Below are 22,155 nucleotides of genomic sequence, written 5' to 3'. Positions count from 1 at the left end.
TTGGCCCCAACACTCACGCCGCTGCGGGCTGGGTCGGGTCGGCGGTCCACCACCAGGCGATGCCGGGAGGCTGGGGGCAGTCGCCGGTCGCGTACTCACGCGAGGAGGTGACGGCGACGGTGGGGCAGTCGGGCCGACGGTACCGAGCGGTGTTGGCGCTCCAGTCGAGGTTGCCGCGGATCCACGCCGACAGACCGCCGATGTAGCGCCAGGTCAAGGAACCCACGTGCGGTTCGATCTCGTCGCGGAGTTCGAGGTAGCGGGCCAGCACGGCGTCGCGCAGGGCGATGGCGGACGGCAGGGCCTCGGCGGGGGTCGAGCCCTTCTGGTCGGCGATCACGTCGACGAGGTTGATCCGGTCGCCGCTGCGCTCGTGTTCCTTGTAGTACGAGGCGATGTCGTTGTCCCACCCGACGAGCGAGCAGGCCATCTCGGTGAGGGCGCGGACGTCGGGGCGGTCGATCTCGGCGGCGGGAACCTCGTAGCCCTCGGCGATGTCGAGGGTCATGGCGCAGACTTCCATGCTGCCGTTGCGAATCCGGGCGACGGCGTACTCGTCGAGGGTGGGAATCGTGCCGGTGTGCCGGAAAGCGGCCTCCCACACCTGGTAGCCGAGGTAGCCCTTCATGGCGTGCACCCACCGCGCGGTCTGGGCGGGACTGGCCAGGACATCGAGACGAGACCGAAGCTCGGCCAGAGCACGAGCAAGGGGGCTCGTCGACACGGTCCGGCCGGTTTCGGCGATGCGGCCCATCTCGGCGACGAGCATGGCCATGGCCGCGGGGTCGTGGCTGTAGCGGCCCTCGTCGCAGTACGCGTCGTCGAACGCGAACAGCCACATCAGGCTGTCGGTGGAGAACTGGGCTCCGGGCGGGTCGTCGCAGCTGAGGATGGTACGGCCGGCCAGCTCGCCGGCGATGATGGCCTGCAGCCGCTTCTTCTCCCGCTGCTCGTCCTCGAGCGCGAAGCTTTCCAGCCAGGCGACGGTGTCGCGCTCCCACTGCCGCCAGTTCGGGTGGATTCCCGGCGGAATCGGGCACCAGAGAAGGGTTGTGTCGCAGATGGTCACGATGATCTCCGCTCTCGATTCGGCGCGGTGCCGAGTCTAGGAAGCACCCACGGGGCGTTCCACCGGTTGTTCTGCAACCCGGAACATCACGCCGCGACGTGCCAGGCGCTGCCGCCGTGCAGCAGTGCAGCGAGGTCGGCCGGCCGGGCGGCCATGGCGTGCGCGACCTGTTCGCGCGCAAGGTCGTCGTAGGTAGGCCGTCGCGCGGCGCGGAACACACCGGTCACCGTGGTGTCCAAACGGGACAGTGCGAAGGCGTGGCAGAGGTCGTCCGTGTCGTGGATGACGGCGTTGTCGGAGCAGCCGTCGACGACGGTCAGCTTTCCGTTGGCGTTGCGAACAACCGAGTGTGTCTCGGATCGGATGGGGTGGCCGTGGCGGAGGACGATCGGGTCGACTGGTCGAGTGGTGCCGCCGTCGTTGAAGATGGGGCAGTTCTGGTAGATCTCGACCAGGGCCGAGCCGCGGTGTTCGGCCGCGGCCCGCAGCACCTCGGTCAGCTGCTTGCGGTCGGAGTCCAGCGCCCGCCCGACGAACGACGCCTCGGCGCCCAGGGCCAGGGAGACCGGGTTGAAGGGGTGGTCCAGCGAGCCCATCGGGGTGGACTTGGTGACCTTGCCCTCCTCCGAGGTGGGCGAGTACTGGCCCTTGGTCAGGCCGTAGATCCGGTTGTTGAACAGCAGGATCTTCAGGTTGACGTTGCGGCGCAGCGCGTGGATCAGGTGGTTGCCGCCGATCGAGAGGGCGTCGCCGTCGCCGGTGACGACCCAGACCGACAGGTCCTCCCGCGAGGTCGCCAGGCCGGTGGCGATGGCGGGGGCGCGGCCGTGGATGGAGTGCATGCCGTAGGTGTTCATGTAGTACGGGAAGCGGCTGGAGCAGCCGATGCCCGACACGAACACGATGTTCTCGCGGCGGATCCCCAACTCCGGCATGAACCCCTGCACCGCCGCGAGGATCGCGTAGTCCCCGCAGCCGGGGCACCAGCGGACGTCCTGGTCGGTCTTGTAGTCCTTGGCGAATTGCTTGCCTTCGAAGGCCGGCACACCCGTCAGTCCCGGCAGGCCGAGATCGGTCGTGGTCATGCCGCCACCTCGCTTCGCATCGCCCGCATCGCCCGCACATGGCCGACGAGCACGTCCTGGAGTTCCTCGGCCTTGAACGGCAGACCCGCCACCTTGGTGTAGGAGACGGCGTCGACCAGGAACTTGGCCCGGATGAGCATCGCGAGCTGGCCCAGGTTCATCTCCGGGATCACGACCTTGTCGTACCGCCCCAGCACCTCGCCCAGGTTCTTGGGGAACGGGTTGAGGTTGCGCAGGTGCACATGCGCGACGTCCATGCCCAGCCGGCGCACCCGCCGGCAGGCCGCGCCGATCGGCCCGTACGAGGAGCCCCAGCCCAGCACCAGCACCCGCGCGGCCCCGGACGGGTCGTCGACCTCGGCGTCCGGCACGGCGATGCCGTCGATCTTGGCCTGGCGCAGCCGGACCATCTTGTCGTGGTTGTCCGGGTCGTAGGAGATGTTGCCGGTCTTGTCGGCCTTCTCCAGCCCGCCGATGCGGTGCTCCAGCCCCGGCGTGCCCGGCACCGCCCACGGCCGGGCCAGCGTCTCCGGATCCCGCAGATACGGCCAGAACTCCCCCGACCCGTCGGTGGCGTTGGGCTCGGTCGCGAACTCCACACTCAAATCGGGCAGGTCGTCGACGTCGGGGATCAGCCACGGCTCGGAGCCGTTGGCGATGTAGCCGTCCGACAGCAGCAACACCGGCGTGCGATAGGTCAGCGCGATCCGGGTGGCCTCCAGGGCGGCGTCGAAACAGTCGGCCGGCGAGCGGGGGGCGATGATCGGCACCGGGGCCTCGCCGTTGCGGCCGAACATGGCCTGCAGCAGGTCGGCCTGCTCGGTCTTGGTCGGCAGACCGGTCGACGGGCCGCCGCGCTGGATGTCCAGCACGACCAGCGGCATCTCGGTCATCACGGCCAGGCCGATGGTCTCGGACTTCAACGCGATCCCCGGCCCGGAGGTGGAGGTCACCCCCAGCGCGCCGCCGAAGGAGGCGCCCAGGGCGGCGCCGATGCCGGCGATCTCGTCCTCGGCCTGGAACGTGGTCACCCCGAAGTTCTTGTGCTTCGCCAGTTCGTGCAGCACGTCGGAGGCCGGGGTGATCGGGTAGGTGCCGAGGAAGACGGGCAGTTTGGCGCACTGCCCGGCCGCCACGATCCCGTACGCCAGCGCGGTGTTGCCGGTGATCTGCCGATACGTGCCGGTGGCCAGCTTCGCCGGGGCGACCTCGTAGGTCACGGCGAACGACTCGGTGGTCTCGCCGTAGTTCCAGCCGGTGTGAAACGCGAGGATGTTGGCCTCGGCGATGGCCGGGTTCTTGGCGAACTTCTCCCGCAGGAACCGTTCGGTGCCGGCGGTCTCCCGGTGGTACATCCACGACAGCAGACCGAGGGCGAACATGTTCTTGGCGCGTTCGGCGTCCTTCTTCGACAGCCCGGTGGGTTCCAGGGCGGCGCGGGTGATGGAGGCCATCGCGACCTGGTGCACGTTGTACTGCGCCAGGGACTCGTCGTCCAGGGGGTTGGAGGCGTAGCCGACCTTGGTCAGGTTGCGTTTGGTGAACTCGTCGGTGTTGACGATCAGGGTCCCGCCGGCCGGGAGGTCGGCGATGTTGGCCTTGAGGGCGGCGGGGTTCATCGCGACCAGGACGTCGGGGCGGTCGCCGGGGGTGAGGATGTCGTAGTCGGCGAAGTGCAGCTGGAAGCTGGACACGCCGGGCAGCGTGCCCTGGGGCGCGCGGATCTCGGCGGGGAAGTTCGGCAGGGTGGCGAGGTCGTTGCCGAACGCGGCGGCCTCGGAGGTGAACCGGTCGCCGGTGAGTTGCATGCCGTCACCGGAGTCACCGGCGAAACGGATCACAACCCGGTCGACGGCCTTGACGATGCGACGGGTGCCGGTCATGCCACGACCTCCACCGACGACCCCGGCACCGACTCCATCCCCTCCGCCATCCGCAACGCCTCTTCGATCAGGGTCTCGACGATCTGGTGCTCCGGCACCGTCTTGACGACCTGCCCCTTGACGAAGATCTGCCCCTTGCCGTTGCCCGAGGCCACCCCCAGATCGGCCTCCCGCGCCTCACCGGGCCCGTTGACCACGCACCCCATCACCGCCACCCGCAGCGGCACCTCCATGCCCTCCAGGCCGGCGGTGACCTCCTCGGCCAACTTGTACACATCCACCTGCGCCCGACCACACGACGGGCACGACACGATCTCCAGCTTGCGCGGACGCAGGTTCAGCGACTGCAGGATCTGCGTGCCGACCTTGATCTCCTCCACCGGCGGCGCCGACAGCGACACCCGGATCGTGTCCCCGATGCCCTGCCGCAGCAGCGCCCCGAACGCCACCGCCGACTTGATCGTGCCCTGAAACGCCGGACCGGCCTCGGTCACACCCAGGTGCAGCGGATAGTCACACGACTCCGCCAACAGCTCGTAGGCCCGGACCATGACCACCGGGTCGTTGTGCTTGACCGAGATCTTGATGTCGTGGAAGTCGTGCTCGGCGAACAGCGATGCCTCCCACAGCGCCGACTCCACCAACGCCTCCGGCGTGGCCTTGCCGTGCTTCTGCAACAGCCGCGGGTCCAGCGAACCGGCGTTGACACCGATCCGGATCGGCGTGCCATGGTCCTTGGCCGCCTGCGCGATCTCCCGGACCTTGTCGTCGAACTTCTTGATGTTGCCCGGATTCACCCGCACCGCGGCGCAGCCGGCCTCGATCGCGGCGAACACGTACTTGGGCTGGAAGTGGATGTCGGCGATCACCGGGATCTGCGACTTGCGCGCGATCGCCGGCAGCGCGTCCGCGTCGTCCTGCGACGGGCAGGCCACGCGCACGATGTCGCAGCCGGCCGCGGTCAGCTCCGCGATCTGCTGCAGGGTGGCGTTGACGTCGGCGGTGAGCGTCGTGGTCATGGACTGCACCGCAACGGGAAAGTCGCTGCCGATGCCCACCGACCCCACCTTCAGCTGCCGGGTGACACGACGGGGCGCAAGCACCGGCGCAGGCGCCTGCGGCATGCCGAGCAGGACAGACATGATCATCTCCCTCACATCAGGCGGCACGCGCCAGCGTGGCGGCGGCCCTGGTCCGGGCCCACCCTTCGGCGGCAAGCACCTCGGACACGTCGGCGGGTTCCCCGTGCCACTGGTCGGCGGCGCCGACAACCTCGGCCACGGTATCCACAATGGACAGAAAACTCGTTGCGCCGGCGAGGAAAGCGGCGACGCACTCCTCGTTGGCGGCGTTGTAGACCGCCGGCAGGCAACCGCCGGTCGCACCGGCGAAGCGGGCCAGCTCCACCGCCGGGAACGTCACATCGTCCAGCGGCTCGAACGTCCAACTCGTCGGCGATGACCAGTCGCACGCCTGCGCCGCACCCGCCACCCGGGCCGGCCAGCCCAGGGCCAGCGAGATCGGCAGCCGCATGTCCGGCGGGCTGGCCTGGGCCAGCGTCGAACCGTCCACGAAGGTCACCATGGAGTGGATCACCGACTGCGGGTGCACCACGACGTCGATCCGGTCGTAGGGCACGTCGAACAGCAGGTGCGCCTCGATGACCTCCAGCCCTTTGTTGACGAGCGTCGCCGAGTTGATGGTGATCAGCGGCCCCATGGACCAGGTCGGATGCGCCATCGCGCTGCCGACGGTGACCCGGGCCAACTCGGCGCGGCGCCGACCACGGAACGGGCCGCCCGACGCCGTCAACACCAGCCGGGCCACCTCCTCCTCGGCGCCGCCGCGCAGGCACTGCGCCAACGCCGAGTGCTCGGAGTCCACCGACACCAACTGCCCCGGCTTGGCCGCCTTCAACACCAGCGAACCGCCGGCCACCAGCGATTCCTTGTTGGCCAACGCCAACCGAGCGCCGGTGCCCAGCGCCAGCAACGACGGCCGCAGGCCCTGCGAGCCGGGCAGGGCGTTGAGCACGACATCCACCGGCGTGGAGTCGATCAACTCCAGGTCCGCGTGCGGGCCGGACAGAATTCGCGGCAGCCGCTGCGTGTTGCCCCGGCGGTGGGCTTCGGTGCGCAGGGCGAGCCGGACGTTGTCGACGGCGGCCGGGTCGGTGACCGCGACGGCGTCGACGTTGTGGTTCAACGCCTGGCACGCCAGCACCGCCGGCTTCCGGCCGGACGACGAGATGCCGGCGACCCAGAACTGATCCGGCCGGGCCTCGACGACGTCGAGCGCCTGGGCGCCGATCGACCCCGTCGAGCCGAGCACCAGGACGGCGGCACTCACAGCAGGCCGCCGACGTGCCTGGCGATCGACTCGGCATCCAGGCCGACCTGGGCCAGCACCCCGTTCCGGCTACCGTGCGCGAGAAACCTTGTTGGCAACCCCATCGATCGGACCGGAACGTCCACATCGGACGCGGCACAAGCCCGGGCGACGGCGTCGCCGATGCCACCGGAGCCGAGGCCGTCCTCGACCACGAGGGCGACCCGGAACCCGGCGACGAGATCCACCAGCGAGGGACTCACCGGCAGCACCCACCGCGGGTCCGCCACCGTCACGCCGATGCCCTGCTCGCGCAGGATCTCCGCGGCCCGCAGGCACATCGGGGCCAACTGTCCGACAGCGACGATCAGTACGTCGTTCCCGTCGGCGGACAGCAGATCCACGTCGCCGACCGTGGCGCAGGCCGGGACCGCCGGCCCCGCCGAGGCCTTGGGGAACCGGATCGCGGTCGGCCCCTCGCACGAAACCGCCTGGCGCAGCTGGGTTCGCAGGCTGTCGGTGTCACGCGGGCAGGCCACCCGCATCCCCGGAACCATGGCCAGCAGCGACAGGTCCCACATGCCGTGGTGGCTGGGCCCGTCCGGCCCGGTGACACCGGCCCGGTCCAGCACGAGCGTCACCGGCAGCCGGTGCAGCGCGACGTCCATCAGCAGCTGGTCGAACGCCCGGTTGAGAAACGTCGAGTAGACGGCCACCACCGGGTGCATGCCGCCCATGGCGAGGCCGGCCGCCGACGTCAGGGCGTGCTGCTCGGCCATGCCCACGTCGATCACGCGGTCCGGGAACTCCGCGGCGAACCTGCCGAAGCCGACCGGCAGCCGCATCGCGGCGGTGACGCCGACGACGTCGACCCGGTCGCGCGCGATGTCGGCGATCTCCTCGGCGAACACGTTCGTCCAGCTGACCGCGGCCGGCTGCGTGCTGCGGCCGGTCGCCGGGTCGATCACGCCGATGCCGTGCATGCGGTCGGCCTCGTCCCGCTCGGCCCGCGCGTATCCCTTGCCCTTCACGGTCACGCAGTGCACCAGCACCGGGTGCGGACGGCTGCGCGCCAGGGCGAAGGCGTCGTCGAGGGCGTCGAAGTCGTGCCCGTCGATCGGCCCCAGGTACTCGAAACCCAGCTGCTCGAACAGGTTTCCGTCGGCCGTGCCGGCGCGCAGCGCGCTCAGGTGTTCGGCGACGGACCCGAGCGTCGGGTCGTAGGACCGCTCGTTGTCGTTGAGCACCAGGACCACCGGCTTGCCGGAGCCGCCGAGGTTGTTCATCGCCTCCCAGCACATGCCGCCGGTGAGCGCGCCGTCGCCGATGACCGCGGCGACCCGCCGGCCGTGGTTTCCGATCAGCTCGATCGCCCGCGCCATGCCGTCCGCGTAGGAGATCACCGTTGAGGCGTGGGAGTTCTCGATGAAGTCGTGAGCGCTCTCGGCCCGGGAAGGGTAACCCGACAGGCCGCCGGCCTGGCGCAGCGTGCGGAATCGGTCCCAGCGGCCGGTGAGCATCTTGTGCACGTAGGCCTGGTGGCCGATGTCGAACAGGACCGCGTCCCACGGCGACCGGAAGGCCCGGTGCAGCGCGATCGTCAGCTCGACGACGCCCAGGTTGGAGCCGAGGTGGCCGCCGGCCGCGCAGACCGTGCTCACCAGGTGGGCCCGGATGTCGGCGGCCAGCGCGCGCAGCTGCACGGTGTCGAACTCGCCCAGTTCGGCGGACAGCAGGCTGGGGTGGGCGGCCTTGCGCGGTCGCGGTAGCGGCACCTGGTCCGACGCCGCCTGGTAGGCACTGGTCATGGCTAGCTCCCGAGCGTGAGTGGATGGCTGTCTCACCGCGTGCGCAGCGCGGACGGAAGTCCGAAGTGGACGGTCTCGTCGACGGTCCGGCGTTCCCGCACCTCGACCGGACCGAGCCCGCCGAGCGCGGCGATCACCTCGAAGACGAGTTCGGGCGGCGCGGAGGCGCCCGCGGTCAGGCCCACGGTTTCCGCACCGGCCAACCACTCCGGGCGGAGGTCCGCCACGTCGTCGATCAGGTGGGCCGGCACGCCCTGGCGGTCGGCGAGATCGACGAGCCGCTGCGAGTTGGACGAGTTCACCGAGCCGACGACGAGCACGACGTCCGCGTCGACGGTGAGCCGTCGCAACGATTCCTGCCGGTTGGTGGTGGCGTAGCAGATGTCCTCGGCCGCCGAGCCACGCAGCGCCGGGAACCGCTGCCGGAGCGCGTCCGCCACCTCGGCCGTCTCGTCCATGGCGAGGGTGGTCTGCGTCAGCACCGAGACCCGGCTGACGTCCTCGATCTCCAGCTTCAGCACGTCGTCGACGGTCTCGACGAGCACCATCGCGTCGGGCGCCTCCCCCATGGTGCCCTCGACCTCCTCGTGGCCGGCGTGCCCGATGAGGACAACCGTGTCGCCGCGACCGGCGAACCGCCGGGCCTCCGAGTGGACCTTGGTCACCAGCGGACAGGTCCCGTCGATCACCTCCATGCCGCGGTCGCGGGCCTCCGCCCGCACCGCGGGCGAGACGCCGTGCGCCGAGAACACCACAGTCGCACCGTCCGGCACCTCGTCGAGCTCGTCGACGAAGCGCGCCCCGCGCCGGGCGAGGTCGTTGACGACGTGCTTGTTGTGCACGATCTCCTTGCGCACGTACACAGTGGTGTCCCGCTGCTGCAGCGTCTGCAGGACGATCTCGATCGCCCGCTCGACGCCGGCGCAGAACGACCGGGGGCTCGCCAGCAACACGGTGCGCGGCCCCGCGACGGCCAGCCATGAAGCCACAACTCCTTGCGCGGTGGCGAGATCCCGCGGCGCGGCGGCGACGGCCAGCCCCAAGTCGGTGCCGGGCACCAACGCGACGGCAGCCTCGACGCCACCGGCGCCGGCCTGCAGTGTGGCGACCTCCGGGTGGTGGCCGCGGCGCGTCAGGTCGCCGATCAACAGCGGGGCGGCGGGGCAGGCCACCTCGCGACCGTCGACGCGGATCCCGTCGGCCACCAGCACATTGGCGGTCTGGTCGCCGACCGCGGTCACCGGCAAGCGGCGAAGCATGGCAGTCTCCTCGGGCTCAGTGGTTCCGGCGGACGACGAGGTTGGCCACCTCGACCAGGTAGCCGCGGGCCCTGGGCGCGCAGTTGGCGTAGTCGAGGCAGGCCATCGCGTGGGCCAGCTCCTCGTCGGCGCGGGTCTCCGCCCACTTCCGGCCGCCGGCCAGCTCGACGAGTTCGCTCGTACGGGCCACATCGACCGGCGTGTCCGCCCGGTACGTGCGGGCGAGCTCGTCACCGGCGGCCGTGCCCGAGGCGAGCGCGGCCACCACCGGCAGAGACTTCTTGCGGCGCACCAGATCCGCGCCGACCGGCTTGCCCGTGACGGCGGGGTCGCCCCAGATGCCCAGCAGGTCGTCAACCAGTTGGAAGGCCAGGCCGAGGTGGTAGCCGAACTGGCGCAGCAGCTCGACCTGGCGCGGCGTTCCGCCGCCGGCCAGCGCGCCGAGCGCGCAGGAGACGCCCAGCAGAGCCGAGGTCTTGCCGTGCACCATACGTAGGCACTCGGCCAGGTCGACCCGGTCCAGCTGTTCGAAGGCGACGTCGAGGAACTGCCCGTCACACAGGTCCACAACGCAGTCGTTGAGCCAACGGACGGCGCTGGCCGCCCACGGGCCGGCCGACTCCGACAGCACCGCGCTGGCCAGCGACGCCATCGCGTCGCCGGCGATGATCGCCTGCGACACACCGAAAACCGTCCACGCGGTCGGGCGGTTGCGCCGCATCCGGTCGACGTCCATCACGTCGTCGTGCAACAGCGAGAAGTTGTGCACGAGCTCCACCGCGACGGCGGCGGGCATCGCCTCGTCGACCCGGTCCTCGACGGCCTCGGCGGCCAGCAGCACCAGAGCCGGCCGGATCGCCTTGCCCGGGCTGGCAGCCACCGGCCGCTCGTCCGCGTCCCACCAGCCGAGGTGGTAGCCGGCGATGCGGCGCAGCATGCCCGGCAGCCGGTCGACCGCCGCCCTCAGTCGCGGATCCAGCATCCTGCGGCTCGTGGCAAGAATGTCCAGCGCGGAACTGGCTTGCCGCACAATCGGTTCTGCGGTCACACCGCTCACCCTCCCGGCTCACATGGCGGAAACGGGCACCCGCCGTGTTGTCCCGCGCACCGTAACCAGCGTGCGAACGCGGCGGCACCGTCTGTTCCACAAGGTTGGACAACGCCGATCTACTGTCCTTCAAGCGGGTTACGCGGCGGCGGCGCGATGTCCGGCACACGGAACGGCCCGTTGCCCACCCCGCTACGGGCGTGATACCGGCGAGATCGAGGTCCGGTTCACGCTCGGCCGACGCCCTTCGGTCGTCGGATCACCGCTCGCGGACCCCCTCGACAAACCGCCGCCCGATCGTCGCAATGAGACGACGTTGTCGGTGACGGTGCGCGGTCGGGCCGGAGCCCGTCTACGTCATATGTCTCGGGCAAGTCGAGTCATCGGCTGCGGGTGGCCACCACGCCGAGCAGGTTCACTGGACTCCTACGCCGCAGCGCGTCGCGAGGAGGCCCGTTGATGGTCCGTGACGACCAGGCCGCGCCGATCCGGGTCCTCATCGCCGAGGACGACACGAGGGTGCGGTCCGCGCTGCGCGCCTTCCTCACATCTCATCCGCGCATCGTGGTCGTCGCCGAGGCCCGGCACGCCGTCGAGGCCCTCGCGCACGCGCGGGAGCACGCGCCGGACATCGTGCTCGCCGACGTCTACCTGCCGGCGCTGGCCGACGGCCTCGGCCTGCTGCGCGCGCTGAGCGCGGACCTGGGCATCACCGTGATCGCGATGAGCATCGACGCCAACGCGCGGGAACACGCGCTCGGCGCCGGGGCGACCCACTTCCTGGAGAAGGCCAGGGTCCCCGACGAGCTGCTGGCCACCCTCGAAGACTGCGGCCCGCGTCAAATGACGTAGCCGCGCATCGTCGTTCGTCCCGGACGGGGCAGCCCCAAAGCCCTGGTCGCGTCGGGTCTCCACGCCGATGTCTACAGATGTGATGCGGAGCACAGTTCAAGTGTCGCCAAAACAGCCCCGCCGATGAGGTGACCGAGATGAACACCCAGCCCAGTATCAACGCCATCATCGAGATGACCGCGCTGTTCACCCACCGCCCCGCCCCCGGCGCGTCGAACGAGGCCGTCGCCGAGTGGTACCGGGCCAAGGGCCGCATGCACGAGCAGCTCGCCGCCCGCGGCGGAGACGACGCCGACCAGGAGAGCGCCCACGCGGCCGCCAGCTTCGCGCACGCCGACCGGCTGAGCGCCGAGGGTGGGTGGGCGGCATGACCGTCCTGCATCTCGTGGAATCACCCCTGGCCCGCCGGCTGCGGGCCGAGGACCAGGACGAGGACGCCGGCCGGCTGTCCCCCGACGACCGGCTCACCTGCCACGTCCACGGCCGCTGGATCCACCAGTGCGTGTCCTCCCCCGTGCACGTCCACCCGGTCACCCGGCACCGCTGGTGCCGCCGCTGCGAGCGGCCGCTGACCGTGGCGATCGACGAACTCGCCGGCACCGTCCGGATGACCTGCCCCGGCTGCGGGGCCGGCGGCAGCGGCGCGACCACGCGGCTGCTGGCCGCCTGCCGCGCCAGCCTCGGTGTCGTGACGGCCAGACGGCCGGCCGCGGTGGCGTGAGGAGGAGGCCGAGATGACCATGGCGATCGAATCCGAGACCCGTACCGCGGTGGAGAAGGCCTTCTCGCTGCTGGAGGCGTGGGAGCATCGGGACGAGACGCTCGGCGTGTCCGAGCTGTCCCGCCGCACCGGGCTGCCGAAGACGACGAGCCACCGGCTGCTCGGCGTGCTGGAGTCCGCCGGCATCGTGGAGCGCAGCGCCCGCAGCTACCGGATCGGCGAGCGGCTGCGGGGCATCACCGGCCTGCTGACCGGCGGGCTGCCGCCGCAGCTGCGCGAGGCGTGCCTGCCGTTCCTCCAGGACCTGTACGAGCTGACCCACGAGACCGTGCACCTCGGCGTGCTCACCGACAGCGGCGTTCGCTGCGTGGAGAAGCTGCACGGCCATCGCCGCAGCCCGGCCGACTCCCGTGTCGGCGGCGCGCTGCCGGCTCACTCCACGGCAGTGGGCAAGGCGCTGCTCGCGTACGCGTCGCGTACCGCTTTGACGGCAGTGCTTTCCGCGGACCTGCCTCGGTTCACGGACGCCACGATCACCTCGCCCGTACGGCTGCAGGCCGACCTGGCGTCGGTTCGCCGTGCCGGCATCGCCTACGACTTCGGCGAGACGCACCCGGAAGCCGTGTGCATCGCCGCGCCCGTACTCGGCACGGCGGGTCAGGCCGTCGCCGCCGTCTCGATCAGCGGGCACATCAGCCGGTTCGACCCGGGCACCGTCATCGACCGACTGCGCCGGGCCGCCCGTGCCGCCTCCGCCGCGATGGCCGCCGCCCGCCCCGACGCCGCGTGAGCGTCAGGGCGCGGTGGCCAGGCCCTCCCGGATCGCCCAGAGGGCGGCCTGGGTCCGGGAGGCGAGCCCCAGCTTCGCCAGCACGTTGCTGACGTGGGTGCGGGCGGTGCGTTCGCTGATCACGAGCGTGTCGGCGATGTCCCGATTGGACTTTCCGGCGGCCACCAGGATGAGGATCTCGCGCTCGCGCGGCGTCAGCGCGGTCACGGTGTGCTGGGGCGCGACGAGGGCCTGGGTGAGCTTGCGGGCCACCGCCGGATCCAGGTGGACCTGGCCGCGGTTGGCGGCACGGACGGCCGCCCCGACCTGGTCGGCCTCGGCGTCCTTGAGCAGATAGCCGGCCGCGCCGGCCTCCAGCGCGACGTGCACCCGTTCCGCCTCGGAAAAGCTCGTCAGCGCGACGACTTCGACGTGCGGGTAGCGCTGCTTGATCGCCTTCGTCGCGCGGATCCCGTCCAGGCGCGGCATCAACAGGTCCATCAGCACGACGTCGGGCAGCTCGTCGGTGGCCGCCATGGTGGCGAGTTGGTCGAGCGCCGCCTGGCCGTCGCCGGCCTCGCCGAGCACCTCGATGTCGTCCAGCATGTCGAAGAACGCGCGCATACCCCGGCGCACCACCGCGTGGTCGTCGACAAGGAAGACACGGATGGGCGTCTCGGTCATCGTCGTTCTCCTAGCTGGTTGCTCAGGTCGTGCAGCGCACCGGGCAGAACTGCCTGGACGGTGGTGTGCCGGCCGGGGGCGCTGTCCACGACCAGCAGGCCGCCCAGCCGGGCCAGCCGCTCGCGCATCCCCGGCAGGCCCATGCCGTCCTCGCGGGTGTCCGTCGGGTCGAAGCCGGCGCCGTCGTCCGCGACCTCGATGAGCAGCGCGCCCGCTTGGTCGGGATGCTCGCAGAGCCGGATGTCGATGCGGTGCGGCGACGCGTGTTTGACGCTGTTGTGCACGGCTTCCTGGACCACACGGAACAGCTCGTCCTCCGCGCGCTCGTCGAGTGGGAGCCTGGCGTCGGGGGCATCGACCTTGATCGTCACGTTCTCGCGGGTGGCGATGGCCGTGGCCTGCTTGCGGATTGCCTCGGTGAGGCCGTCCTCGTGCAGCGCGCCGGGGCGGAGTTGGAACAGCGAGGCGCGCATCTCGGACAGCGCACCCTGGGTCAGGCTGCGCAGCTCGATCAGGCCGCGGGCGATCGGGCCGTCGGGGTCGCATCCCTCACGCTGCGCGGCCAACTCGACCGCGCGGGTGTGCAACGTCATCGAGAACAGCGCCTGCGACACGGAGTCGTGGAGCTCACGGGCGAGGCGGTGGCGTTCTTCGAGGGCCGCGACCTCGGAAGCCTCGTCGATCATCTCGATGACCTTCTCGACGCTCAGTTGCTCCTCGCCGACGACGGAGGCGACCAGGATGCGGGCCGACGCGGCGCCGACGGCGCCGGCGAGCACGGTCTCCACGTGCTGGATCATGGCCGGATCCGCTTCCGTCGCAGGGGAAACGACCGTGCTGCGGTCGCCAAGGGCGGCGGTCGCGGCCTTCGGGCCGAGGAAGCGTTCGAGCAGGGCGCGGAGTTCGCCGATCGCGACGCGACCGCGCCAGCGGCGGGCGTTTTCGGGCTCGTGCAGGGCATCGACGAAGAGGACCGCCTGGGCCTGTTCGGTTGCGCTGGGGCGGCCGAAGACCGAGACCGCGATGTAGCCGCCGAGGTTGAAGACCAGGCTCCAGAACATGGTGTGGCTGAGAGAGTCCATTCCGGACACTCCGAACAGCGCCTGCGGCCGGAGCGCGTCGATGCCGAAGGGACCGTGCTGCAGGAAGGTCGTGGGCAGCCAGCCGGCCTCGGCGAAGGTCGGCAGCAGCGAGGTGTAGGCCCAGACGGCAAAACCCGCGGACAGGCCGGTGAGGGCGCCGGCCCTGGTGCCGCCCTTCCAGAACAGGCCGCCCAGGATCGCCGGCGCGAACTGGGCGACGGCGGCGAAGGACACCAGGCCGATGGAGGCGAGGGCGGTCGCCCGGTCGGCGACGCGGAAGTAGCCGAAGCCGAGCAGCATCACCGCGACGATGGTGGCGCGGCGGATGCCGAGGATCAGCGGACCCAGGTCGGTTCGGGTGGCGAGCTTCGGGCGGGTCTTGAGCAGGACCGGGAGGACGAGCGAGTTGGACACCATGGTGGACAGGGCGACCGTCTCGACGATGATCATGCCGGTGGCCGCGGACAAGCCGCCGAGAAACACCAGCAGGGCCAAGGCTTCCTGGCCGCCGGAGATGGGCAGCGCGAGCACGTAGGCGTCCGCGTCGGCCGAACCGCTGAGGCGGAGCAGGCCGGCGGCGGCGATCGGCAGCACGAACAGGCTGAGGGTGAGCAGGTAGAGCGGGAAGGCCCACATCGCCCGCTTCACGTGCCGCTCGGCGACGTTCTCCACGACGCCGATCTGCCACTGGCGGGGCAGCATGATGATGGCCAGCGCGGAGAGGACGTTCTGCCAGATCCAGGTGGCGCTGGATTGGTGCAGGGTGAACAGCGTGCCGAGGCCGGCCTGTGAGGCTTTGGAGAAGAGGTCGCCGAAACCGTCGTAGAGGAAGAAGGTCACGAAGACGCCGACGGCGACGAAGGCGATGAACTTGACCACCGCCTCGAACGCGACGGCGGCGACCATGCCCTCGTGGCGTTCGGTGGCGTCGAGATGGCGGGTGCCGAAGAGGATCGTGAAGCCGGCGAGGAGCAGCGCCACGTAGAGGGCGGTGTCCTGGAGCAGCGGGACGTGCGCGAGCTGGGCGTCACGGAAGACGGCGGGCTGGCGGCGGATGATCTCGAACGTCTGCGAGACCGCCTTCAGCTGCAGGGAGATGTACGGGACGATGCCGATCACCGCCATGACGGCGACCAGGCCGCCCAGGGCGCTGCTCTTGCCGTAGCGGGCGGAGACGAAGTCCGCCAGCGAGGTGATGCGGTTCCGCTTGCTGATGCGGATGATCCGGCGCAGCACCAGCCAGCCCAGGGTCAGCATGATCGTCGGGCCGAGGTAGATCGGCAGGAAGCCGACGCCGACGGTGGCGGCCGAGCCGACGCCGCCGTAGTAGGTCCAGGAGGTGGCGTAGACGGCCAGGGACAGGGAGTACACCCAGCCGTTGTTGATCACGCTGCGGCCCTTGTCGGCGCGGCGGTCCCCGTGGAACGCCACCGCGAACAGCGTGCCCAGGTAGGCGACGGAGGCGAGGACTACCACCCAGGTCTGCATGGCTCGTCACTCCGACCGGTGGACGATGACGCCGACGGCGGCGATGACGGCCGCCCAGGTGGCGAAGAGGTAGACCCAGACGGCGGGGAGGCCGAGGAGTTCGCCGGCTCGGCTTGCCGCTGTCAGCAGGGGCGGCAAGATCAACGCCGCCGCGAGCATCGCCACGAAGGTGAGCCGGGAGCTGAGGCGGTTGTCCTCGCCGGGCCTGTCCCTGTCGTTCTTCATCGTCACCGACCTCCGCTCCGGGCGGTCGTGGAGCAGACAAAACGGGAGATATGCGGTGCACAGCCTAGAACCAAGTCGCGGCGGATGCATGAGGAAAATTCGTGACCGGGGGGTTTGTTCCACCGTGTGGACCATGGTTCACAAGAGGCGGAGCGGGAGGTGCAAACGGCAATATGCAGGTGAGCCGGTCATCCTACGGCCGATGGGGTGGAGGTGCGGAGGGTGCGTAGTGCGGCGGGGCGGCGACCTGGGGCGGGGGCTGAGCAACATCATCAAGGGTGGTGGGGTTTGCGGTGGGGACGGTTGAGTTCTTGCGTGGGGGGCGGTTTGGTTTCCGTGTGGGGGGTGGGTTTTTGTGGTGGAGGTCGCGTGGATTTGGTGTGGAGCCTCTGGACGATGGCACTCAGGGCTGTTTAGGGGCAGGCAGAGCCTGCCCTGAGTCGCTGTCAATTGTATGCCATCGTCCACCTCCACACAAAATCCACGCTTCGCTCACTGCTTCACCGCTTGCCGGCCCCGCTTCCCCGCTTCCCACTTCCTCAGTCCACCGATCCCCATCCCCCAGAACGCGAAGCGCCCAGCGATTATGCACGAAACAATCACCCATTAGTGATTCGAGTTCGATCTTTAGCGGGCGTATTCTAGAGGCATGAAAGAACTCACCCCCGACATCGAGAACAGGGAGCCCTGCGGGGCCTGTTCGATCTGTTGGCGAGGGTGGACATCCGAGCCCTCTCCGAGCGGGATAAAGTCACCGCCTACGTTCTGGCCGGCAAGATCGCCGCATTCGGCCACGCCATCCAGCTGGAGGTCCTCCACCACGTCGACGACCTCACCGAACTGGCCATGGCCGGCCACGAACCCGAACGGGCGTTGGGACAACGCAAAGAACTCAGCCGAGTGGTCGAGACACTGCCCCGGCTGTTCGCCCAGCTGCGGCGCGGGGAGATCGACCAGCGGCGGCTGGAAGTCGTGGACGAGCGGGTCGCCCACCTGCCCACCCAGGCCCTGATCACCCAGGTCGAAGACACCCTGGTCGAGGTCGCTGCCGGGTTGAACCGCAGCCAACTCGCCCGCCAGACCACGAAACTGGTCGCCCTGGCCGACCCCGACGGCCACGACCAGCGCTGCCAGCGAGCCAAAGCCGAGCGGCGGGTCGAATTCAAGGCGCTACCGGATGGCATGGCCCAGCTCAAGGCCGTGCTGCCCGCCGTGGAGGCCCGCATGGCCTACGACCTGCTCAACGCCGACGTCGCCGACCTGCCCAAAGACGACCGGACCACCGATCAGAGGCGGGCCGATGCCTTCCTCGACCGGTTCCTGGCCCAGGCGAAGGACCGCCAGGTCCAGGTGCATGTGACGATCCCCGTCGAGACCCTCATCGGCCTGACCAAAGAGCCCGGCCTGCTGGACGGCTACGGCCCCATCCCCGCCGAACTCGCCTGCGAACTGGCCATGCAAGGCCCCTGGCGCGGCATCCTGCTCGACCAGTACCGCCACGCGGTGGCCATGAGCACCGCCAAGTACCGCCCCACCGCCCCCATGCGGGAAATGGTCACAGTCCACGACGGCGGCACCTGCACCGCCCCCGGCTGCACCAGCCCCATCCGCGAACTCGACCACGTCATCCCCTGGCCCAAAGGCAAAGCCACAGCCACCCAACTCAAGGGCCTCTGCTCCTGGCACCACCACCGCAAACACGACAACTACACGGTGACCCCGGATTCCGACGGCACCACCCGCTGGACCACACCCCAAGGCCGGGTCCACACCACCCGACCCCATCAGTACTAACCCGCGTTCTTTGACAACTCCACAGCGAACGAAACCCGCCCACCCCAACCTGCCGGAGCCCTTTCACCACCTCCACCCCACACTTGGGCCGATTTTGTGTGGAGGTGGACGATGGCATACAATTGACAGCGACTCAGGGCAGGCTCTGCCTGCCCCTGAACAGCCCTGAGTGCCATCGTCCAGAGGCTCCACACCAAATCGGCCCACCCAACACAAGAAATCCTCACCCACCGCCACCAAGCCCCTAATACTACAGCCGCACGGTGTGATACTTGTCGGCGTGTCGTGTTCACGGAGACCGCCGATGCGTGATCGACTTGGGTGTGCCGGACATGGAGCAGGACCTCACGGCCCTACCGGAGACGAACGCGGACGATCGCCTGGCGCGGTGGCGGGCAGGGTTCGAGGACATGTTCGCGCTGGTCGCAGGCCGGTTCGCACAGGCAGACTCACGCCACCGGGCCAGGATGTACCTGCTGGGCTTGCTGTCGGGCGCCGAGCGCAAGAACTCCTGGACGATCGCCGAGCAGGCCGGTGACCTGGCCCCTGACGGCATGCAGCGCCTGCTGAACTTCTACCGCTGGGACGCCGACGCGGTCCGAGACGACCTGCGGGACTACGTGCTGGACCAGATCACTGATCCCACCGGGGTCGTGGTCGCCGACGAGACCGGATTCCTCAAGAAAGGCACCAAATCCGCCGGTGTCCAACGGCAGTACTCCGGCACCGCCGGTCGGATCGAGAACTGCCAACTCGGCGTGTTCTTGACCTACGTGTCGGCCCGGGGGCGGGCGTTGATCGACCGCGAGCTCTACCTGCCCGCGTCCTGGACCGACGACCGCGAGCGCTGCGCGGAGGCCGGGATCGACGAGGATGTGGAGTTCGCGACCAAGCCCGTGCTGGCCCAACACATGCTGGCTCGCCTGCTGGAGGCGGGAAGGGACATCGACTGGTTCACCGCGGACGAGGCATACGGCGACAATCCCGGCCTGCGAACCTGGCTAGAAGACAACGACATCGACTACGTCATGGCCGTTTCCTGCGATCAGCGCTTCACCACCCCGAAAGGCGCTGTGCGGGCGGATGCGTTGGCTCGCAGCGCACCGCGCAAGGGCTGGCAACGCCTGTCGGCCGGTGAGGGCAGCAAGGGGCGCCGGCTGTATGACTGGCTGCTGCTGGACCCGGGCGCGGACGAGCACCTTCTCGTGGTGCGCCGGTCGATCAGCAAGCCGGACGAGTTGGCGTACTACATCTGCCACACCCGCCGTCCCGTGCCGTTGGCAGAACTTGTCCGGGTCGCCGGCAGTCGTTGGGGTGTCGAGGAAACCTTCCAGTTCGCCAAGAACGAGACCGGCTTGGACCACTACCAGGTCCGCAAGTATCAGGCGTGGTACCGACATGTCACGCTGTCGATGCTGGCCGCCGCGTTCCTGGCCGTGACCGCGTCCGCTGAACGCGACCGCGACGCAAAGGGGGCGTCACAGCCGGCCACGAGTGTTTGATCCCGTTGTCGTGCAACGAGATCAGACGTTTGTGGGCCATCCTGACGCGACCGACGCACCCCCGAGCGCACACTGATCGATGGTCGGACTGGCGGCGACTTCATCAGACCCACGCCCGGCGATGCCACTACCAGCGGCAACACCGCAAACATCACAGCCTGCGGCTGTAGTACTAATCCCCAAACATCCCCGAAGCACCATAACGGGATTCCCCGGAGCCATCCGCCCCCGCCGGACAAGCCGGCCAACAGTCCTAAACCGGCGAGCCGATCGACCGCCCGAACCGCACCGGATCCGCCACCGGCCCGGTCGCCGCCCGCAGCTTCGCCGCCTCCTCCAGCTTGGCCAGCTGGTCGCCCCCACCGATCTCCCCGAGCAGGATCCGGTTGTCGTGCACCCCCAGCACCTGGAACCGGGTCCCCGGCAGGAACACGATCGGCTCCAGCTCCGGCTCGAAGTAGCCGGTCCGCCGCCCACTGTCCGACCAGATCACGAACTCCGCATCCCCCGGCAACGCCACCTCCGCCGCGGTCACGGCGTTCAGGAAGCTGACCTCGGTGAGAATGGCTCCGGGTCGATGCGTGCCCGGGTCGACCGCGCCCCCGCAGAAGGCGACACCCTCGTAGACGGGCAACCGCTGCAACCCGGATATGACGCAGCTGAGGAACGGCAGCAACGCGTCCACGTCCCCGGACAGCAAAGCCTCGTCGGCCTTCCGCTCCCCCGCCGCCAAATACACGAGCACGGCGACCAGATCGGTCACCACGGACTGGAGCTCGCCCTCCCGCAGCTCCGGATGCTGCACCAGCAACCGCAGCACCCGGCTGGCATACGAGTCGTACTGGTCGCCGAGGGTCCGCCGCATCCATCCCCGGTGCTCGTCCAACGCGGTCTCGGCGGCGACCAACGTGTCGAGCATGGTGTCGACGTCGATGCCGGGATCCACGAGGAACGGCTCGACCCGAGCGGGCACGGGCGGCGGCTCCACCGGCACCGACCACGCTTCGGCAGGGGCCTGCTGGCCGAGTTCCATCTGACGGCGCAGCAGCACCATGGTCGGCAGGTCGTCGCCGATGTCGTAGTTGATCTCGGCATCCACGGCGGTCGGCACCGGCGCCGACGGCTCACCAGCCGCAGAACGAACGGGAACCGCAGCCTCCACGGAATCCGCGGGGTCCCCGGGAACCTCAGTCGTCGGCCACTCGGAAACGGTCGGCTCCTCGACCTCCGGCTCCGCAGCCTTCGGCGCCTCCCCGAACACCAACCGCACGACCCGCTGCGTCTCGGGGTCGAGCCCGGCGAACAGCTTCGCCCCGGCCACGCTGACCTCGTCGCCGACGGGTTCCCCCGGCACCCCCACGGTCATCCGCGCCCACTCGGGGTCGACGGGCATGCGCCGCACCGTCTCCGCCCCCACCGGCGTCGCCCCGGCGGCCCGCACCCACAGCCCGGCGGCTACGGCCTCGACGACAACGTTGGCGGTCAACTCCCACAGCCCCGGCCGCAGCGGCTTCAACCCGCCGACGGGCGGCCGGGCGGCGACGATCTCCGGCATCTTGCCGGGTCGGTACCGCAGCTCGGTGGCGAAGGCCCGCCAGGTCGGACGCCCGTCCGGCGACACGATGCCGATCTCGATGCCCCGTTCCGACGACACCGGCAGCCCGTTGTACGCGATCACCGGCCGTCCGATGGTGTCGGCGGCGAACTGCCCGAGGTCGGCCCCGAACGACGCGAACCGCACCCGGCGGCGGATCTCCTCGGGCAGCGCCTCCCACAACGCACGCAGGTCGGCGGCCGGCAGTTGGGCCTCTTCCGGCCCGCCGAGGATGACGGTCAGCACGTCCATCCGCACCGGCACGCCGAACGCCAGCGTCGAGTGCCGGCGGGTGGCGGCGGTCGGGGTGGCGTGCAGCCACAGCCCGGTCGGCACGGGTTCGGCCACGGACACCGGCCCCGCCCGCCACGGCGCCGTCGTCATGAACGACTCCCATTCCGGCGACGGGAACCGCGCACCGAGGGCTTCGCTCGGCTTGTCCGGGTGGTAGCTGCGCCACGCGCCGGTGGCGTGCGCGTTGGCGACGAACGTGGAGCCGCCGGGCACCGGCACCAGCGTGCCGTCCGGGGCGACAACCTCCGCCTGCAACTGTTCGGCCAACCACTGCGCCGCGATGGCACGGGTCGGTCCGCTGCCGGACGCACTGCCCGCGCCGGAGACCGCCAGCCGCACCGGGCCGCGCCCGCGCAGCGCCTGCACCAGCGCGCTCCAGTAGCCGCCGTTGTCGCCGGACGGGAAGTCCACCACGACCACCGTGCGCCCCGGGTCCGGCGGCACCGAAGCCGCCAGCGCCATCGCGTGCCAGCCCGGTCCCGGCGGCGCCGAGACGATCAGGGCCGCCCCCACCTGCCGGGTCTGGAACTCGACGACCGGCTGCGCCTCCACCACCGGGCGCTGCGGCTTGGCCCGGCGCGACTTCAACCAGTTGATCACGAGACCCTGCCCGTGGCGCGCTCAGCACGGAACAAGACGGTCAGCTGCTCACCGGGGCCGGAGGACACGC

18 protein-coding genes are annotated in these 22,155 nt (G+C 70.1%); 6 read left to right on the top strand and 12 right to left on the bottom strand.

Annotated features, from left to right (window positions below; genetic code table 11):
* Positions 1-13: 13 nt before the first annotated feature.
* The 8 genes from BJ998_RS32995 to BJ998_RS32960 form a co-directional block, all read right to left on the bottom strand.
* Positions 14-1,069 (bottom strand): terpene synthase family protein, encoded by a 1,056-nt coding sequence (locus tag BJ998_RS32995; RefSeq protein WP_184867226.1) that lies wholly within the window; start codon positions 1,067-1,069, stop codon positions 14-16.
* A gap of 86 nt (positions 1,070-1,155) precedes the next feature.
* Complete coding sequence (locus tag BJ998_RS32990) at positions 1,156-2,154, bottom strand: 2-oxoacid:ferredoxin oxidoreductase subunit beta (RefSeq protein ID WP_184867225.1); 999 nt, start codon at positions 2,152-2,154, stop codon at positions 1,156-1,158.
* Positions 2,151-4,037 (bottom strand): 2-oxoacid:acceptor oxidoreductase subunit alpha, encoded by a 1,887-nt coding sequence (locus tag BJ998_RS32985; RefSeq protein ID WP_184867224.1) that lies wholly within the window; start codon positions 4,035-4,037, stop codon positions 2,151-2,153. The genes BJ998_RS32990 and BJ998_RS32985 overlap by 4 nt, the downstream gene beginning before the upstream one ends.
* Positions 4,034-5,179: a flavodoxin-dependent (E)-4-hydroxy-3-methylbut-2-enyl-diphosphate synthase gene (ispG, locus tag BJ998_RS32980; protein WP_184867223.1), complete on the bottom strand. Its 1,146-nt coding sequence runs from the start codon at positions 5,177-5,179 to the stop codon at positions 4,034-4,036. Before ispG ends, BJ998_RS32985 begins: the two co-directional genes overlap by 4 nt.
* A 16-nt stretch (positions 5,180-5,195) precedes the next feature.
* Positions 5,196-6,368 carry a 1-deoxy-D-xylulose-5-phosphate reductoisomerase gene (dxr, locus tag BJ998_RS32975; RefSeq protein WP_184869093.1) on the bottom strand — a complete coding sequence of 391 codons (1,173 nt, stop codon included), beginning with the start codon at positions 6,366-6,368 and terminating at the stop codon, positions 5,196-5,198.
* Positions 6,369-6,382: 14 nt separating this feature from the next.
* Positions 6,383-8,173: a 1-deoxy-D-xylulose-5-phosphate synthase gene (locus BJ998_RS32970; RefSeq protein WP_184867222.1), complete on the bottom strand. Its 1,791-nt coding sequence runs from the start codon at positions 8,171-8,173 to the stop codon at positions 6,383-6,385.
* A 32-nt stretch (positions 8,174-8,205) separates the two neighbouring features.
* Entirely contained in the window at positions 8,206-9,432 is a 1,227-nt protein-coding gene (ispH, locus tag BJ998_RS32965; RefSeq protein ID WP_184867221.1) for a 4-hydroxy-3-methylbut-2-enyl diphosphate reductase, read from the bottom strand.
* Positions 9,433-9,448: 16 nt separating this feature from the next.
* Positions 9,449-10,480, bottom strand: a complete 1,032-nt coding sequence (locus tag BJ998_RS32960) for a family 2 encapsulin nanocompartment cargo protein polyprenyl transferase (protein WP_312890439.1) — start codon at positions 10,478-10,480, stop codon at positions 9,449-9,451.
* 459 nt (positions 10,481-10,939) lie between these two features.
* Between BJ998_RS32960 and BJ998_RS32955 the strand changes: the two genes are divergently transcribed.
* The 4 genes from BJ998_RS32955 (at position 10,940) to BJ998_RS32940 (ending at position 12,843) form a co-directional block, all read left to right on the top strand.
* A complete protein-coding gene (locus BJ998_RS32955; protein WP_184867219.1) occupies positions 10,940-11,332 on the top strand; it encodes a response regulator transcription factor in 393 nt (130 codons plus the stop codon).
* Positions 11,333-11,469: 137 nt separating this feature from the next.
* The gene (locus tag BJ998_RS32950; protein ID WP_221338201.1) at positions 11,470-11,703 is read left to right on the top strand and encodes a hypothetical protein; all 234 of its coding nucleotides are present in this window, start codon (positions 11,470-11,472) and stop codon (positions 11,701-11,703) included.
* The gene (locus tag BJ998_RS32945; RefSeq protein ID WP_184867218.1) at positions 11,700-12,053 is read left to right on the top strand and encodes a hypothetical protein; all 354 of its coding nucleotides are present in this window, start codon (positions 11,700-11,702) and stop codon (positions 12,051-12,053) included. The genes BJ998_RS32950 and BJ998_RS32945 overlap by 4 nt, the downstream gene beginning before the upstream one ends.
* Before the next feature lie 13 nt (positions 12,054-12,066).
* On the top strand, positions 12,067-12,843 hold the full coding sequence (locus tag BJ998_RS32940) for an IclR family transcriptional regulator (RefSeq protein WP_184867217.1): 777 nt from the start codon (positions 12,067-12,069) through the stop codon (positions 12,841-12,843).
* A gap of 3 nt (positions 12,844-12,846) precedes the next feature.
* On the opposite strand, the gene BJ998_RS32935 is transcribed toward BJ998_RS32940, so the two are convergent.
* Genes BJ998_RS32935 through BJ998_RS32925 form a run of 3 tightly spaced genes read right to left on the bottom strand, consistent with a single transcriptional unit; the run spans position 12,847 to position 16,301 of the window.
* Positions 12,847-13,506 carry a response regulator gene (locus BJ998_RS32935; RefSeq protein ID WP_184867216.1) on the bottom strand — a complete coding sequence of 220 codons (660 nt, stop codon included), beginning with the start codon at positions 13,504-13,506 and terminating at the stop codon, positions 12,847-12,849.
* The gene (locus BJ998_RS32930; RefSeq protein ID WP_184867215.1) at positions 13,503-16,076 is read right to left on the bottom strand and encodes a histidine kinase; all 2,574 of its coding nucleotides are present in this window, start codon (positions 16,074-16,076) and stop codon (positions 13,503-13,505) included. The genes BJ998_RS32935 and BJ998_RS32930 overlap by 4 nt, the downstream gene beginning before the upstream one ends.
* 6 nt (positions 16,077-16,082) lie before the next feature.
* Positions 16,083-16,301: a hypothetical protein gene (locus tag BJ998_RS32925; protein WP_184867214.1), complete on the bottom strand. Its 219-nt coding sequence runs from the start codon at positions 16,299-16,301 to the stop codon at positions 16,083-16,085.
* A 717-nt stretch (positions 16,302-17,018) separates the two neighbouring features.
* Here BJ998_RS32925 and BJ998_RS32920 point away from each other — a divergent pair.
* Positions 17,019-18,095 (top strand): HNH endonuclease signature motif containing protein, encoded by a 1,077-nt coding sequence (locus BJ998_RS32920; RefSeq protein ID WP_184867213.1) that lies wholly within the window; start codon positions 17,019-17,021, stop codon positions 18,093-18,095.
* 410 nt (positions 18,096-18,505) lie between these two features.
* Entirely contained in the window at positions 18,506-19,597 is a 1,092-nt protein-coding gene (locus BJ998_RS32915) for an IS701 family transposase (RefSeq protein ID WP_184860234.1), read from the top strand.
* 253 nt (positions 19,598-19,850) lie between these two features.
* Here the strand turns inward: BJ998_RS32915 and BJ998_RS32910 are convergent, their stop codons facing one another.
* Positions 19,851-22,085 (bottom strand): hypothetical protein, encoded by a 2,235-nt coding sequence (locus BJ998_RS32910; RefSeq protein WP_184867212.1) that lies wholly within the window; start codon positions 22,083-22,085, stop codon positions 19,851-19,853.
* Positions 22,086-22,155 lie beyond the last annotated feature (70 nt).

This window comes from Kutzneria kofuensis (assembly GCF_014203355.1).
GTDB classification, from domain to species: Bacteria; Actinomycetota; Actinomycetes; order Mycobacteriales; family Pseudonocardiaceae; genus Kutzneria; species Kutzneria kofuensis.
Note: the sequence above shows the minus strand (reverse complement) of the source record. Positions and strands in the feature narration are given on the sequence as shown.